We start from the raw sequence: 13379 nt of genomic DNA on the forward strand, positions 1-13379 counted from the left end.
GACCTGGCCTCCGTAGGACAGGCCGCCGCCGAAGCCGAACAGCAGGATCGGCGCGCCGGACCGGAGTGCCGGCCCGGCCGGTGGCGGCGGTCGGACCAGCCGCAAGACCGACGATCGGCAGCAGACCTGGGGTTACGGTGACGGTGACGATGAGTTGTGGCAGACCGACCCGGCCGCTCCCGGCACCATCGACACCCCCGACGAGAAGCCGCCGCAGCAGCAGGGCCGGAGTTTGGGCCAGCGATGAGGCCGACAGGCGGCCGCGCCGAGCCGGATGAAGCGCCCGAAGCAGTATCATCCGGACGCAGCGCCGGGTGGCCCGGCGGCTACCCGACGGAGAGGTGTGCTCCGCCCATGCGTGCTTCCCGACGGTTGCTCGGCCTGGTGGCGGCCACGCTGGTCGGCCTGGTCGGCACGGGCTCGCTGCCCGCCGGGCCGGCGCAGGCCGACGAGACCCGGGACCAGTCCTGGCATGTCGAGGCGATGCGGCTGGCCGAGGTGCACCAGATCACCCAGGGCGAGGGGGTGACCGTCGCGGTAGTCGACACCGGCGTCGACGCCTCCCACCCTGATCTGCGGGACAACGTACTGCCCGGGGCCGATCTTCACGACCGCGACAGCAAGGGTCACGTCGACCGGCGCAACCACGGCACCGGGATGGCGTCGCTGATCGCCGGGCACGGGCACGGACCGGACCGCCGTGACGGGGTGCTCGGCGTAGCGCCGAAGGCCAAGATCCTGCCGGTTACGCTCTCCAGCCCGAAGACCGAGATCATCCTCCCCGAGTCCATCGCGCTCGGGATCAACTGGGCGGTCAACAACGGCGCCGACATCATCAACGTCTCGCTCGCCGGATCGTCCGACCCGGCGCTGGAGCAGGCCGTCGAGAACGCGTACCGGCGTGGCGTCATCGTCGTCGCCGGGATCGGCAACCGCCTTGACGTGCTGATCGGCCAGCCGGCCCGCAGTGAGTGGACCATCGCGGTCACCAGCAGCGGGCGGGACGGTGGCCTCAGCCCGGAGTCGATCCGCGCCGAGCAGACCCACATCGCCGCACCCGGCGAGGACATCGTGCAAGCGTCCGCTGGCGGCGGTTACTACGCGATGGACGGCGCCAGCTCCGCCACCGCGTTGGTGTCGGGGGCGTTCGCGCTGCTCAAGGCTCGGTATCCGGACGAGGATCAGGGCAGACTGTTCCAACGCCTGGTCGGTACGGCGTACGACGCCGGACCGCCCGGCAAGGATCTCGACTTCGGCTGGGGCATCCTGGACATCCACGCCGCGCTCACCACCGAGCCGGACGACCGGGCCAGCCCACGACCGTCGCCGACCGCCAGCGACCCGGTCGCCTACCTGCCACCCGAGCCAGGCTACGAGTTCGGGCTCGACGAACTCATCGGCATGCTGATCTTCTTCACCATCCTCGGCACACTGATCACCGGCGTCGTACTGCTGATCCGGTGGCTGCGCCGCCGGGCGAGACGTCCGGCGGCCGCCCGGGACGGCCCACCGCCGGCGGCCGACGTCGGCGCATCGTTGGTGCCGGCACCGGTGACTCAGGCCGGGCCCGATCAGCCGACCGGGGGCGAGCCGCCGACCGCGGAGGACGATTCGGTATGGCGTCCACCGAGCCGGTGAACGTACCCGGGCCGGACGCCACCCCCGCCAACCGGCGGCGGCCACCGGTCGTCGTCGCCGCCGTACTGCTGACCATCCCCACCGCTGCCCTCTGGCTGGTCGCCGGTCTCGCGTTCCTGGTCGTCACCTACCGGGCCGAGGGTGACGCGAAATTCCTACTGTGGATAATCGCGTTCGCGATCCTCGGGCTCTGCCTGCTGCTGGTCTTCATGACCCTGGCCGGCATGCGGATCGTCTGGGTCGGCGGGCCGAACATGCTGCGGGCCCCGGCCGGGTTCACCGCCGGGCTGCTCCTCGTCGTGCTGGGCGGCCTGCTGCTGTTCGGCAAGGTCGACTACCACCCGACGATGCTGATGCCGATGGTCGTCGGTGCGCTGGCCGGACTGGCGGTGATCCTGCTGGCCACCCCGCCCGCGCGACGCTGGCTGGCCAAGCGGTAGTCGCCGGTCAACCGGTGGTCTCGCCCGGCGACGGCTCGCCCGGCGACGGCTCCGCCGGCAGCCAGCGTCGACCGCCCCGGTCGAAGCGGGCCAGCAGTTCGTCCCTGCCGTCCTGATGCAGCACGTGCAGCTCGGCTCCGTCCGGCACGGCCAGCGCCCGCTGCTGCGGCCGCTCGTCGAGCCAGGTCGCCGGGGTGTCCGGGCCGGGTTCCCAACGGACGACCGGCACCCACTCGTCGGCGGCGGTGAACGGCGACTCCGGCCCGAGCAGGCCCAACCGGGCGTACAGCCGATTGGGGGTGTCCCGGCCGGGGCCGTGCCAGCGGTGCACCGGGCCGGCCATTCGGTCGTAGCCGTCCGCCACGTACGCGTGCAGGTGGCGGTGTGGGATGACCAGCTGCATCCGGACCGGAACATCCGGATCAGCATCGACCGTCTCGACCTCGACCGCCTGGTCCGCCTCGGTCGCGGTCCGGCGCAGCTCGTCGAGCCACCGGCTGACCTGCCGGACCGCCTCCCCGGGCAGGCTCACCGCCGAGGCAGTGCCCGGGTCGACGGCGAGCTGCCAGCGCGGATCCGGCCAGTTCGCGAAGAGTCGCACGCTGGAGGCGACGACCGACGGCGGCGGCACGTCGAACACCTCAGCCAGCAACGCCGGTGAGGTGAAGACCGGCACCGACGGTTGTCCCGCCTCGTCCGGCAGACACCACCAGGGAAACCCAGGGTCGGCCAGGTCGGTTGCGTCGGGGGCGGCGCCCGGCGGCAGCGGTACGGTGAACTCGGCCCGCAGCAGGGCGGCCATCACCGCGTCCGGGTCCTCGGCCGCGACGGCGGCGCGCAGCGCCTGCGCGATGTCGCCGGCCGGGTCGGCGGGGCCAGCCGCGGCATCGGCATCGGCATCGGCATCGGGTGACGGTGCCAGCTCCCGCAGCTGACCGGCGCTGATCCGGTCGGCGATCGGCAGTCCCGGATCGACCGCCAACCACCAGCTGTCGTCGGGGATCGCGGCGGCCACCTCGGCCAGGGTGACCGTGACGTACCGTACCGACTCGCCTGGCAGGCCGGCGGCGATGGCCTGCGGCGAAGTGAAGGCCAGTACGTGTGGTGCGCCGTCGTGTTCGACGGTAGGCCAGGCGAACGGTGCCTGCCCGGCGGCGGCCTCGGCGGATACCGGCAGCAGCAGCGGCCCGGTGCCGAGCGCCGCCAGATAGCCTGCCCGGTCGGTGGCAGCGGCCATGCCCGCCTCGGCTGCGGTGGCCGGTCGCCACCCCGCCGGGTCGGGCCCCGACCGCGGACCCGGCACCGCCAGCGACTGCGACCCTGGCTCCGGGTCGACGGTCACCAGCTGCCGTCCTCGGCGAGCCGGTGCGGCCGCTGACCGAGTATCAGCGCGGTGACGGCCTGCTCGACCGACCGGCCGATGAACCAGTCGCCGCCGTGGTCCAGCACGAACACCCGCTGCCGGGCGTCGATGGCCAGGATGCCGGTGCCGTCCGCTTCGACGCCGAGCGGGCTGACCGGCACGCCCAGCGTGTCGGCGAGTACGGCGAGGGTAGCGACGGTGTGCACGGCGCGCAGCGGATCAAGGTGGACCGTGCTCGGCGCGACCGCCTCACCAGGGCTGTCCGGTTCGACGTACAGGCCACCGAACTCGGCGTACGCCTCGATCGCGGGACCGACCACGGTGTGCTGCCGCCCGTCGGGGCCGACGTGCCCGGCGACCCGCAGGGCCCAGTCGCGGCCCCGCTGCTCGTCGCGTCGCCCCGGCTGCCAGCCGGCCGCAGTCAGGGCGGCGGACACCTCCGGCGGGAACCGGTCGTCACCGGGCATCAAAGCGTCTCCATCCCGAACCAGTCGAGCAGCTGGTGGCAGGACCGGCACGGGGCTACCACGGTGCCGTGGGCCGGATCGTCCGGTTCGCGGATCCGGGTGACCCGGATCCGGGCACCCCACAGCGCCGCGCGGGCGGCCGCTGGGGACAGTTCGGTGCCGGGCTGGCCCTGCTGTACGGCGTACAGCCGGTCGGAGATCAGCACCGGCTCGGCGCACCAGCCGACGAAGCGTTCCCGCTGGCCGACCGGAAGTTCGTCCAGGATCCGCCGGACCAGCGGGTGCAGCTGCGGGAGGTGGTCGCCGCGTACCGAGGTGTGGGTGTGGACCTCGCCGTCGACCAGCAGAGCGGCTGCCGTCAACGGCAGCATGCGTACCGCCATCACGCTCTCCTTTTCGCCGTCCGGTCGGGTCCGGCCGAGTCCGGGGGGCTGGCCGGGCCGGCGGGGCCCGGGATCCCGCCGTAGAGCGTAGACAACCGGTGCCGGTCGGTGCGGCCGACGCGGGTCCGGGCCGACGCGGTCGTTCACCGGACACCGGGTCTGGTGGTGCTGCGATATCGTCGGAATCCCCTGTCCCGCCGCGTACGAAGCCCGGAGCCATGACGCGCACCCTCTCGGTCAGTCCGGACCAGCCAGGCGCCTATCCGTCGATCGGTGACGCGCTCGCGGCGGCGTCCGACGGGTCGGTGGTGGCCGTCGCCCCCGGCACCTACTACGAGGCGTTGTTCGTCAACGATCGACAGATCACTGTGGTCGCCGCCCAGGGTGCCGGGTTTGTGACCGTCGACGCCTCCGCCGGCAACTATCCGACCGTTTCTGTCAACGGCGGCACCCTCGAACTGCGTGACCTGGTGCTGCTGGCCGGCGACGCGCCGGCGGTGGCGGTCGACCGGGCCAAGCTGACCATGACCGGCTGCCAGCTGCGGGCCGGATTCGGTGCCGGCGTCGTGATCGGCAACCGGTCGAGTTTCACGCTGACCCGGTGCACGGTCACCGGGGCGCGGCACGGCCTGGTGGTCGAGGATTCGGACGGCACCGTCGACGGTTGCGAGTTCACCGACCTTGCCGAGGACGGCGTGATTGTCAGGATCGGGGCCGCGCCCACCATCCGGGCGTCGACCATCACCGGTTGCGGCAACCGGGGCGTCTACGTCTACCAGCACGGCCGCCCGGTGTTGGAGACGTGCGAGATCTCCCGGACCGGCGGGGCCGGGGTCGCGGTCGCCCACCAGAGCGCGCCGACGCTGCGACGCTGCCGGATCCGCGACACCCGTGGTCCGGCGGTCTCCTTCGGTCGCGGCTGTGCGGGCAGTGTCGAGGAGTGCAGCACCGAGAACACGGCGACCCCGGCGTTCGACATCGCCGAGGGCGCCGAGCCGACCATCGTCACCGGTGCGGCGAGCCGACGCGCGGTGTTCGGCGCGGCCGCCGCCGCGTCGGCCGGCGGGCAGGACACCGCCCGTACCGAGGAGTTGCTGGCCGAGCTCGACGCGATGGTCGGCCTGGAGTCGGTCAAGGACGAGGTGCGCGGGCTGATCGACGAGATCCAGGTGAACGAGTGGCGGCGCGGCGCCGGGCTGCCGGTCAGCGCGGTCAGCCATCATCTGATCTTCGCGGGCGCGCCGGGCACCGGTAAGACGACGGTGGCCCGGATCTACGGTGAGCTGCTGGCCGCGCTGGGGGTGCTGTCCGGCGGGCCGTTCCGTGAGGTGTCCCGGCGTGACCTGGTCGGGCAGTACCTGGGCCACACGGCGGAGAAGACGGCGGCCGTCTTCGAGCAGGCCCGAGGCGGTGTGCTCTTCGTCGACGAGGCGTACACCCTGTCCCGGTCGTTCGGCAGCGGCGGGGACTTCGGTCAGGAGGCGATCGACACCCTGGTCAAGCTGATGGAGGATCACCGGGACGAGATCGCGGTGATCGTCGCCGGCTACACCGGGGAGATGCGGCAGTTCCTCGACGCCAACCCGGGCCTGGCGTCCCGGTTCGCCAGGACGATCGAGTTCGGCAACTACACCCCGGAGCAGTTGGTGGTGATCGTCGAGCGGATGGCGGCGAACGACGAGTACCTGCTCGCCGCCGCCGTGCCGGAGGTCCTGCTCGGACACTTTGCGACGGTGCCGAGGGACGAGAGCTTCGGCAACGCCCGTGAGGCGCGCAAGCTCTTCGAGGGGGTACGCAAGGCGCAGGCGCAGCGGCTGCGCCAGTCCGGCCAGCGGCCCAGCCTGGACGAGCTGCGTACGGTGACCGAGGCCGATGTCCGTACGGCGACCGGACGCTGAGCGATGACGACCGCCTCGGGCTCTCCCGCCGACCAGTCTCCGGACGCACCGGCCGGCTGGCAACAGTGGGCACCGCCCCGACAGCGCGACGCCGCGCCGATGCCCGCAGCGGCACCGCCACCCGCAGCCGTGCCGCCGACGGTGGCCGTGGCCGGCTCGGCCCCCACCTCGGAGCTGCCGATGGTTGGTGCTGCCGGACTGTCGACCGGGCAGGCCGCTGGCCGGTCGGCGGCGGCGCGGGCGGCGCGGGCCGCCGTGCCGGTGCCGCCGCCGGGATCAGGGTCGGGTAGGCCGACGCCGGACATGATCACCGGCGTCGCCGGGTCGGCAGCTGCCGCATCGAGCCCGGCGGCGGCGTCCGGCAGCCGGATCCGGCCCCGGCGGGTCCGCCCCGGCACCGGCCCGTTCGCCATCGGGCAGTTGGTCTACTGGCAACTGGCGGCGACGGTGTTGCTCGCCGCGTACCAGCGAGGGCCGGTCGTGGCGCTGGTGACGGCGGCGGCGCTGGCCCTGCTGCTGGCACCGACGGTGGTTCGGCTGCGCGGGCGGTGGCTCTACCAGTGGATGGCGGTGTGGTTGCGGTACCGGCTGCGGCCCCGGCGGCTGCCGGCCGGTGGCGGCAACCGGGCGGCTGGCCTGCTCCGGTTCGTGGAACCTACCGCCATGGTGGACGATGTCACGGTCAGCGGCCGGACGATGGCGACGATCAGTCACCGGGGAGGCGTCTGCGCCGTCCTGGAGCTCGACCCCGCCGACGGTTCGCTGTTCGTCGGATCCGCGCTGAGTCTGCCATCCCCTGCGGCGCTGCTGCCGGCGGCGGATCCGGCCGCCCCGCCGATCTCGGTGCAGCTGCTCGTCCAGATCGCGGCGGCACCGCGCACACATACCGGCCGAGGGCTGGTGGAGCGCTCCTACCGGGAGCTGACCGGCGGTGACGTGCCGGCCCGCCGGCGGGCCTGGCTGGTGCTCCAGGTGATGCGTACGCCGGACGGCTACACCGATCGGGAGCTGGCGCCGGCGCTGGTGTCGTCGGTCCGGCGGGTCCAGCGCCAGCTGAAGCAGGACCGGGTGCCGGCCCGGCTGCTGGGCGGCGACGAGTTGCTGGCCGCCGTCGGCTACCTGGCGCAGCTGCCCAGCCGGCAGGAGGGCGGCAACGTCTACGGCACCGCCAGCAACCGGGTCGCCGGCGAGGAGACCTGGCAGGCGTGGTGGAGCGGTGAGGTGCCGCAGGTCTGCCGCCGGCTGCTGCGCTGGCCGGAGCTGCCGTGGCAGCTGGACGACGTGTTGCGGCAGCTGCCGATGGTCGACACGGTGGTGTCGGTCGCCGTCGCCCGAGAGCCGGGGCATCCGACCGAGGCGGCCGCCGGGGACGTGACGGTGTCGGCCGCGGTCCGGCTCACCGCCGCCGACGTGACGACGCTGGCCGCCGGCGACCAGGCCCTGACCGAGGCGGTACGCGACCGCGGCGGGCTCACCGAGCGGATCGACGGTGAGCATGTCCGTGGGCTGGCCGCCACCCTGCCGCTCGGGGGGTTCCTGCCGTGACGGGTCCGTTGTCGATCATCCCGCCGACCGGCCTGCATACCGCAGGTCTCGAAGCACTCGGCGACGTACGGTTGCGGGCCGGCGGCGACGGCATGGTCGTCGGCCGCAACCGGCAGGGCGGGCCGGTCGCGGTGCGGTTGTTCCGCCCGGAACCGACCCGGCTGCTGGTGGTCGGCGGGCTGCGCTGCGCCCAGCTGTTGGCGCTGCGGGCGATGGCGCTGGGCGCGCACCTGTTCATCCAGACCGCCCGCGAGCCGGACTGGCACGGGTTCCTGCACCAGTGCGGCCTGGGTCGGGAGTCGGCGTCGTTCCTGCCGCCCGGCGCCCAGCCGCCACCACCGCCGTCGCCGGCCCATCCCCAACTGCTGACGGTGGACGTCGGACCGGCGATGGGCGGCACCCCGGAGATGGGGGTGCCGTGGCGGACGACGATGGTGGTCCGCAACGACGTGGGCAGCTGGGATCTCGACCCGCTGGTCCGCAGCGACCTGGTGGTGCTGCAGCGGTTGACCGCCGCCGAAGCGGCGCTGGTGGCTTCGGCGTTGGGGTTCACCGAGGCGCAGAGCTGGCTGACCCGGATCCATCCGGAGATGGTCGGTCTGGTCAGCCAGGGCCGGCTGCAGTGGGTGATGCTGCATCCGACGTCGATGGAGTCGGCGCTGCTCGGCCCGGTCGGCCGACCCTGACCAGGCCGGCCACGCCGGCCGCAACCGTCAGATCTACCGAGCCGTCAGGTCTGCCGGAGCTCCGTCAGGTCGGTGGCACCGCGCAGGAACAGCAGGCCGACGCCGACCGTGGCCAGGGCGGCCACCATCGCGCCAGCGCCGAGCAGCGCCAGGTCGTCGAGCGGCACCGGCACCGGCACAGTGATGCCCGGATGTTCGATCGTCCGGCCGTGCTCCGTCCAGTCCTCGGGGGTGCGACAGGCGTCCACCGGATCGCAGAACGTGGCGGTACGCGGGCCGGAGGAGACCTCCGTTCCGAGCGCCCTGGCCATCATCGTGCCAGCGGTCAGCGCCACCAGGGTTGCCGGTAGCAGCGGGGTGAGGGTCTGCACCAGGACCGAGCGGGCCAGCACCCCGCGTGGTACGCCGGTGGCGACGAGTGCCGCGTTGGCGCGGCGGCGCTCCACGATGCCTTCGACGACCGCGACGGCCAGACCGGCGGCGGCGATCGCCAGGCCCACGAGGACCGCGATGTTCACCAGCGTGACCGCGTTGAAGTAGAAACTGTTGTCACTCGGGCTGTACGGCTGGCCGCTCTGTTCGGCGAGGATCCGGTGGACCCGGTCCCAGCTGCCGAACTCGGCCGCCAGGTAGGCGCTGAAGCCAGCGGTGCCGGCACCGAACAGGACGCAGACCAGCAGCCCGGCGAAGGTCCGTGCGCCGTGCCACGGGTCGGTGCTCAGCCGTCGGGCGGCGAGCAGGGTCGCGGGGCGGCGGGCGACTCGCCGCAGGAACCGTCCGGTCGCGTACGAGATCCAGCCGGTGCCGGTGGCGACGCCGATCGCGATGGCCAGCGCCCCGGCGAACGCGATGGCCGCCACGCCCCACAGTGGGGTTTCCCGGCCGGCAGCCCAGTCGACGAGCGGCCGGAACAGGAAGGTCACCACCAGGCCGCCGAGGATGAGCAGGCCGGGCCACCACCCGGGCCGCCCTGCCCGGCGCCGGCGCTGTACGCCGAGCGGCGACACGACGACCGTACGCAGCAGGGCGGCGGCGACTGCGGTCGCGAGCAGCGGGATGCCGGCCACGATCAGGATCAGCGACCAGACCGGCGGCAGCACGTCGGTGGGCAGCGGCAGCAGGCCGTGCTCGTCCGGGCGGTGCAGCAGAAGTCGGCCGGCCAGGTACCCGGCCAACCCGGTGACGGAGCCGAGCACACCGGCCAGCCCGGTTTCGGTGGCGGCCAGCGCCCGGACCTGACCGGGGGTGCCGCCGGCCAGCCGAATGGCGGCGAGTCGCTGGTCACGGGCTGGCGCGCCGAGTCGGGCGCACTGCCCGGCGAGGGCGAGGACCGGGATCGCCAGGAGAAACAGGGCGATGGCGACTCCGGTCCGCAGCTCGGCCTCGGCGATCAGCGCCGGGCCGTACTGCGGGGACCGGTCGGATCTTCCGTCCGGGACGGTCGGCACGGCGATGACCGTGGCGGCGGCCAGGAAGGTGACGGTGGTGAGCAGCGCGGCGGCGGCGGTGAGGACGATCCGTACCGTGTCGGTGCGGGTGCCGACGAGGCCGAGCCGCAGCAGGGTGGCCGGACGGATCACGACCGGGCCGTCCGGGTGACGACCGGGCCGAGCCCGGCCGGGTCGATCTCGCCGTCCCGCAGCATGATTTCCCGGTCGGCGTACCCGGCGACCCGGGGGTCGTGGGTGACGAGCACGACGGAGGTCCGCTGCTCGCGGGCGACCCGGACCATCTGGCCGAGGACCTGCTCGCCGGTCAGGGTGTCCAACGCACCGGTTGGTTCGTCGGCGAACAGCACCCGAGGTTCGGTGATCATCGCGCGGGCCAGCGCGCACCGCTGCTGCTGGCCGCCGGACATCTCGCCGGGCACGGTGTCGGCCTGGTCGGCGACGCCGAGCCGGTCCAGCCAGGTGAGCGCCGCGGTCCGGGCTGCTCGCCGCCCCGTGCCGGCGAGCAGCAGCGGGAGCGCGGCGTTCTCCGCTGCGGTCAGCTCGGGGACGAGCTGGCCGAACTGGAACAGCACCCCGAGTTCGGTACGCCGCAGCACGGCACGGGCCGACTCGGAGAGCAGGTCGATGCGCTGGTCGCGGTAGTGGATCTCACCGGCGTCCGGGCGCAGGATGCCGGCGAGGCAGTGCAGCAGGGTGGACTTGCCGCACCCGCTGGGCCCGGTGACGGCGACGATCTCGCCTTCGGCGACGTCGAGGCTGACGCCGCGCAGCGCCGGGGTGGCGCCGTACGAGCGGACGACTCCTCGGCCGGCGAGCAGCGGACTGTTCACTGACGTACCTCCCGGTGCAGGTCGGCGACGCGGCCCACGGTGGTGTCCAGCCAGCGCAGGTCGGCGTCGAGGTGGTTGATCGCGTAGTCGGCGGCGACGATCTCGCCGAGGGTCGCGTCCGACGCGGTCTTGGTCCGGGTGAGTTCCCGGATCCGCGCGGCGTGTGCCGCTCGCTGGGCGGCCAGGTAGCGCCGGGCCCGCTCGGGGTCGTCGATCAGCAGCGCGACGACGACCTTGGCGAGCAGCGTGCTGGTGACGTACGGGGCGGGTGGTTCGATCGCGTCGAGCCAGCTGTGGAGGGCGGTCCGGCCGGTGTTGGTGAGCGCGTACGAGGTGCGGTCGGGGCCGGCGGCGCGATCGCGCTGCGCCTGCTCGACGAGGCCGTCGCGCTGCATCCGGCCGAGGGTGGCGTAGACCTGACCGAACGCGATCGGTTTGGCGCGTGGCAGCCGCTGGTCGTGGTCCCGCTTCAGCTCGTAGCCGTGCCGGGCACCACGGGAGAGCAGCCCGAGGAGTACGTGGACGGTGGACACCCGGCCAACTATTCACTGAGCGAATAGCTGCCGTCAAGCGACCCACCGGGACACGCCGCACCGCCTCCCGAGTACCTGCGATCCGGCGACCGTCGACGAGCAGGGTCGGCTGGTGGAGACATCGGTCGAACCGATCCGGGCCGGCGAGCGGGTGCAGCTCGCGCCTGGTGGGTACGAGTGGATGGTCCCCGTCGACGCCCGACCGGCGCAGTCGCGGGTCGATCCGTACGGGATCGATCGGTTCGGGATCTTCGCCACACCGGGCGCGATCGACGTCGACGCGGCCGGCCGGCTGCCGACCACGGCGTACCTGCAGATCGACCCCGGCCAGCCGGATGCGGTCGAGCACGTCCGCAATATTCTCGCCACCGCCGGGCCGATGGACCTGCTGTCCACCTTGTCTGCGACGACGGAGACCCGGCAGTTCGCCAACGTCCGCCGTGGACTTACTGTCGGCATCGTCGTCACCCTGCTGCTGATCGCCGCCAGCATGCTGGTCACCATGCTGGAGCAGCTGCGGGAGCGGCGCCGGCTACTGGCCATGCTGGACGCGTTCGGCACGCCCCGGCGGGCGCTCGGCTGGGCGGTCGTCTGGCAGCATCTGGTGCCCGTACTGCTCGGGCTGGTCCTGGCGGTGGTCGCCGGAATCGGGCTCGGCGCGGTGCTGCTGGGCGTGGTCGGCCGCGACCTCGTGGTCAGCTGGTGGACCGTTGCCGGGGCCAGCGCGGCGGGTGCCGGTGTGGTGCTGCTGGTCGCCGCCGCCGGTCTGCCGGCGCTGTGGCGGCTGATGCGCGCCGACGGGCTGCGTACCGAGTGATCCTCGGACGTCGACGACGCGGCGTTCGGATGCCGATCAGACGCCGGACGGGAAGGTCTCCGGTTCGCGCAGCTCGACGTGAGCGGTCCGCAACGGGCGTACGCCGCGGCTGCGGTCGAACCAGAGGAACGCGTCGTAGCGGTCGCCGAGCACGGTCGGCACGTAGTTGCCGCGCCGTTCCATGTTCGGCCGGTAGACCACCCCGATCGCCCGGTGGTCCAGCTCGTCGGTGAGCAGGTCCGGTCTGCCGTCGGTGGGGAAGACGAACAACGCCTCGGCCGGGGCCGCGACGGAGAGGATCGCTTCCAGCGACCCCGGCCGGGCCGGCGGTACGGGCATCAGCCGCATCGGCGCACCCCAGATGTCGCCGGCCACCACCGTGCCCCGGTAGGTGCCGAAACCGACCAGGACCACCCGGTCCGGGCCGTACCGCTCGCGGGCCAGCTGTCCGATGTTGACCTCGCCGAGTTCGGCCATGTCGGTGGCCCGGGCGTCGCCGACGTGCGTGTTGTGCGCCCACACCACCGCTCGGGCGTCCGGTCCGTACCGGTCGAGCAGCCGGGCGAGGGTGTCGTCCATGTGCCGGTCCCGGACGTTCCAGGACAACCGGCCGCCGGAGACCAACGCCCGGTAGTAGCGTTCGGCACCGGCCACCACCTCGGCGTTCTGCCAGGCACCGAAGCTGCCGGCCCCGTCGGTGGCGGCGTCGCGCCGCAGCCGGACCAGCAGGTCGATCACCTCCGCCTCGCAGCCGGCGGGCACCAGCCGCAGGGCGGACGCGTAGTCCTGCGGGTCCTCAACGTACGGTTCGAAGCAGCGGTACGCGTCCAGCGCCGCCGGCACCTGGTCCGGTCGATGTTCCCGCAGGTAGACGAGGATCTCCCGGAGCGACTCCCACAGCGAGTAGACGTCCAGCCCGTGGAAGCCGACCCGGGCGGATTCGCTGACCGAGTCGTTCTGCCGGCGCAGCCAGCGGCAGAAGTCGACGACCTCGTCGTTGGCCCACATCCAGGTCGGCCAGCGTTCGAAGGTGGTCAGCGCGTCGCGCGGGTCGCGGGGGGCGTCGAGCCGGCCCCGGACGCTGCGGTCGACCCGGTCGCAGTCCGGCCAGTCCCCTTCGACGGCGACGAAGGAGAAGCCGTGTTCGGTGATCAGTCGGCGGGTGACGGCCGCCCGCCAGCCGTAGAACTCGTGCGTACCGTGGCTCGCCTCGCCGAGCATCACCACCCGCGCGTCGGCGGCCCGGTCGATCAGCGGGTCGAGGTCGTCGGCGTCGACCAGCGGTCGCGCCAGCGCGGTGATGTCCGCGGCGTATCTGGCCACCGGGC

At 73.2% G+C, this 13379-nt stretch carries 13 protein-coding genes; 6 read left to right on the forward strand and 7 right to left on the reverse strand.

The genetic code is table 11. The features are described 5' to 3' along the window. Window positions 1–354: 354 nt before the first annotated feature. Complete coding sequence (locus ACFHWT_RS28505; RefSeq protein ID WP_416597759.1) at window positions 355–1638, forward strand: S8 family serine peptidase; 1284 nt, start codon at window positions 355–357, stop codon at window positions 1636–1638. Beyond that, on the forward strand, window positions 1617–2078 hold the full coding sequence (locus ACFHWT_RS28510; RefSeq protein WP_416597760.1) for a hypothetical protein: 462 nt from the start codon (window positions 1617–1619) through the stop codon (window positions 2076–2078). Before ACFHWT_RS28505 ends, ACFHWT_RS28510 begins: the two co-directional genes overlap by 22 nt. A 7-nt stretch (window positions 2079–2085) precedes the next feature. Here the strand turns inward: ACFHWT_RS28510 and ACFHWT_RS28515 are convergent, their stop codons facing one another. Genes ACFHWT_RS28515 through ACFHWT_RS28525 form a run of 3 tightly spaced genes read right to left on the reverse strand, consistent with a single transcriptional unit; the run spans window position 2086 to window position 4291 of the window. Beyond that, window positions 2086–3420: an SseB family protein gene (locus tag ACFHWT_RS28515; protein WP_416597761.1), complete on the reverse strand. Its 1335-nt coding sequence runs from the start codon at window positions 3418–3420 to the stop codon at window positions 2086–2088. Next, complete coding sequence (locus ACFHWT_RS28520) at window positions 3417–3908, reverse strand: SUKH-3 domain-containing protein (RefSeq protein WP_416597762.1); 492 nt, start codon at window positions 3906–3908, stop codon at window positions 3417–3419. The genes ACFHWT_RS28515 and ACFHWT_RS28520 overlap by 4 nt, the downstream gene beginning before the upstream one ends. Further along, window positions 3908–4291, reverse strand: a complete 384-nt coding sequence (locus ACFHWT_RS28525) for a YwqJ-related putative deaminase (protein WP_416597763.1) — start codon at window positions 4289–4291, stop codon at window positions 3908–3910. Before ACFHWT_RS28525 ends, ACFHWT_RS28520 begins: the two co-directional genes overlap by 1 nt. Window positions 4292–4509: 218 nt before the next feature. On the opposite strand from ACFHWT_RS28525, the gene ACFHWT_RS28530 reads away from it, so the two are divergent. From ACFHWT_RS28530 to ACFHWT_RS28540, 3 genes are read left to right on the forward strand one after another with little or no spacing between them, the layout of a single operon-like run. Further along, window positions 4510–6189, forward strand: coding sequence for a right-handed parallel beta-helix repeat-containing protein (locus ACFHWT_RS28530; RefSeq protein WP_416597764.1), 1680 nt, complete (start codon window positions 4510–4512; stop codon window positions 6187–6189). A gap of 3 nt (window positions 6190–6192) precedes the next feature. Continuing rightward, window positions 6193–7734, forward strand: a complete 1542-nt coding sequence (gene eccE, locus ACFHWT_RS28535; RefSeq protein WP_416597765.1) for a type VII secretion protein EccE — start codon at window positions 6193–6195, stop codon at window positions 7732–7734. Then, window positions 7731–8420, forward strand: coding sequence for a hypothetical protein (locus tag ACFHWT_RS28540; RefSeq protein WP_416597766.1), 690 nt, complete (start codon window positions 7731–7733; stop codon window positions 8418–8420). The genes eccE and ACFHWT_RS28540 overlap by 4 nt, the downstream gene beginning before the upstream one ends. Before the next feature lie 44 nt (window positions 8421–8464). Here the strand turns inward: ACFHWT_RS28540 and ACFHWT_RS28545 are convergent, their stop codons facing one another. Genes ACFHWT_RS28545 through ACFHWT_RS28555 form a run of 3 tightly spaced genes read right to left on the reverse strand, consistent with a single transcriptional unit; the run spans window position 8465 to window position 11234 of the window. Then, window positions 8465–10000 (reverse strand): FtsX-like permease family protein, encoded by a 1536-nt coding sequence (locus tag ACFHWT_RS28545; protein ID WP_416597767.1) that lies wholly within the window; start codon window positions 9998–10000, stop codon window positions 8465–8467. After that, entirely contained in the window at window positions 9997–10701 is a 705-nt protein-coding gene (locus ACFHWT_RS28550) for an ABC transporter ATP-binding protein (RefSeq protein WP_416597768.1), read from the reverse strand. The genes ACFHWT_RS28545 and ACFHWT_RS28550 overlap by 4 nt, the downstream gene beginning before the upstream one ends. After that, window positions 10698–11234, reverse strand: a complete 537-nt coding sequence (locus ACFHWT_RS28555) for a PadR family transcriptional regulator (protein ID WP_416597769.1) — start codon at window positions 11232–11234, stop codon at window positions 10698–10700. Before ACFHWT_RS28555 ends, ACFHWT_RS28550 begins: the two co-directional genes overlap by 4 nt. A 112-nt stretch (window positions 11235–11346) precedes the next feature. Here ACFHWT_RS28555 and ACFHWT_RS28560 point away from each other — a divergent pair, with 112 nt between their 5' ends. Then, the gene (locus ACFHWT_RS28560) at window positions 11347–12051 is read left to right on the forward strand and encodes an FtsX-like permease family protein (protein ID WP_416597770.1); all 705 of its coding nucleotides are present in this window, start codon (window positions 11347–11349) and stop codon (window positions 12049–12051) included. A 36-nt stretch (window positions 12052–12087) separates the two neighbouring features. Here the strand turns inward: ACFHWT_RS28560 and ACFHWT_RS28565 are convergent, their stop codons facing one another. Next, entirely contained in the window at window positions 12088–13374 is a 1287-nt protein-coding gene (locus ACFHWT_RS28565) for an erythromycin esterase family protein (RefSeq protein ID WP_416597771.1), read from the reverse strand. Window positions 13375–13379: the final 5 nt, after the last annotated feature.

Source organism: Micromonospora sp. LOL_021 (assembly GCF_048060215.1).
Taxonomy (GTDB): domain Bacteria; phylum Actinomycetota; class Actinomycetes; order Mycobacteriales; family Micromonosporaceae; genus Micromonospora_E.

Bases quoted from the DNA above. Each gene is read 5' to 3' on its own strand.
- ACFHWT_RS28530 (WP_416597764.1), top strand. From the start codon at position 4,510: ATGACGCGCACCCTCTCGGTCAGTCCGGACCAGCCAGGCGCCTATCCG.
- ACFHWT_RS28520 (WP_416597762.1), bottom strand. From the start codon at position 3,908: ATGCCCGGTGACGACCGGTTCCCGCCGGAGGTGTCCGCCGCCCTGACT.
- eccE (WP_416597765.1), top strand. From the start codon at position 6,193: ATGACGACCGCCTCGGGCTCTCCCGCCGACCAGTCTCCGGACGCACCG.
- ACFHWT_RS28510 (WP_416597760.1), top strand. From the start codon at position 1,617: ATGGCGTCCACCGAGCCGGTGAACGTACCCGGGCCGGACGCCACCCCC.
- ACFHWT_RS28525 (WP_416597763.1), bottom strand. From the start codon at position 4,291: ATGGCGGTACGCATGCTGCCGTTGACGGCAGCCGCTCTGCTGGTCGAC.
- ACFHWT_RS28505 (WP_416597759.1), top strand. From the start codon at position 355: ATGCGTGCTTCCCGACGGTTGCTCGGCCTGGTGGCGGCCACGCTGGTC.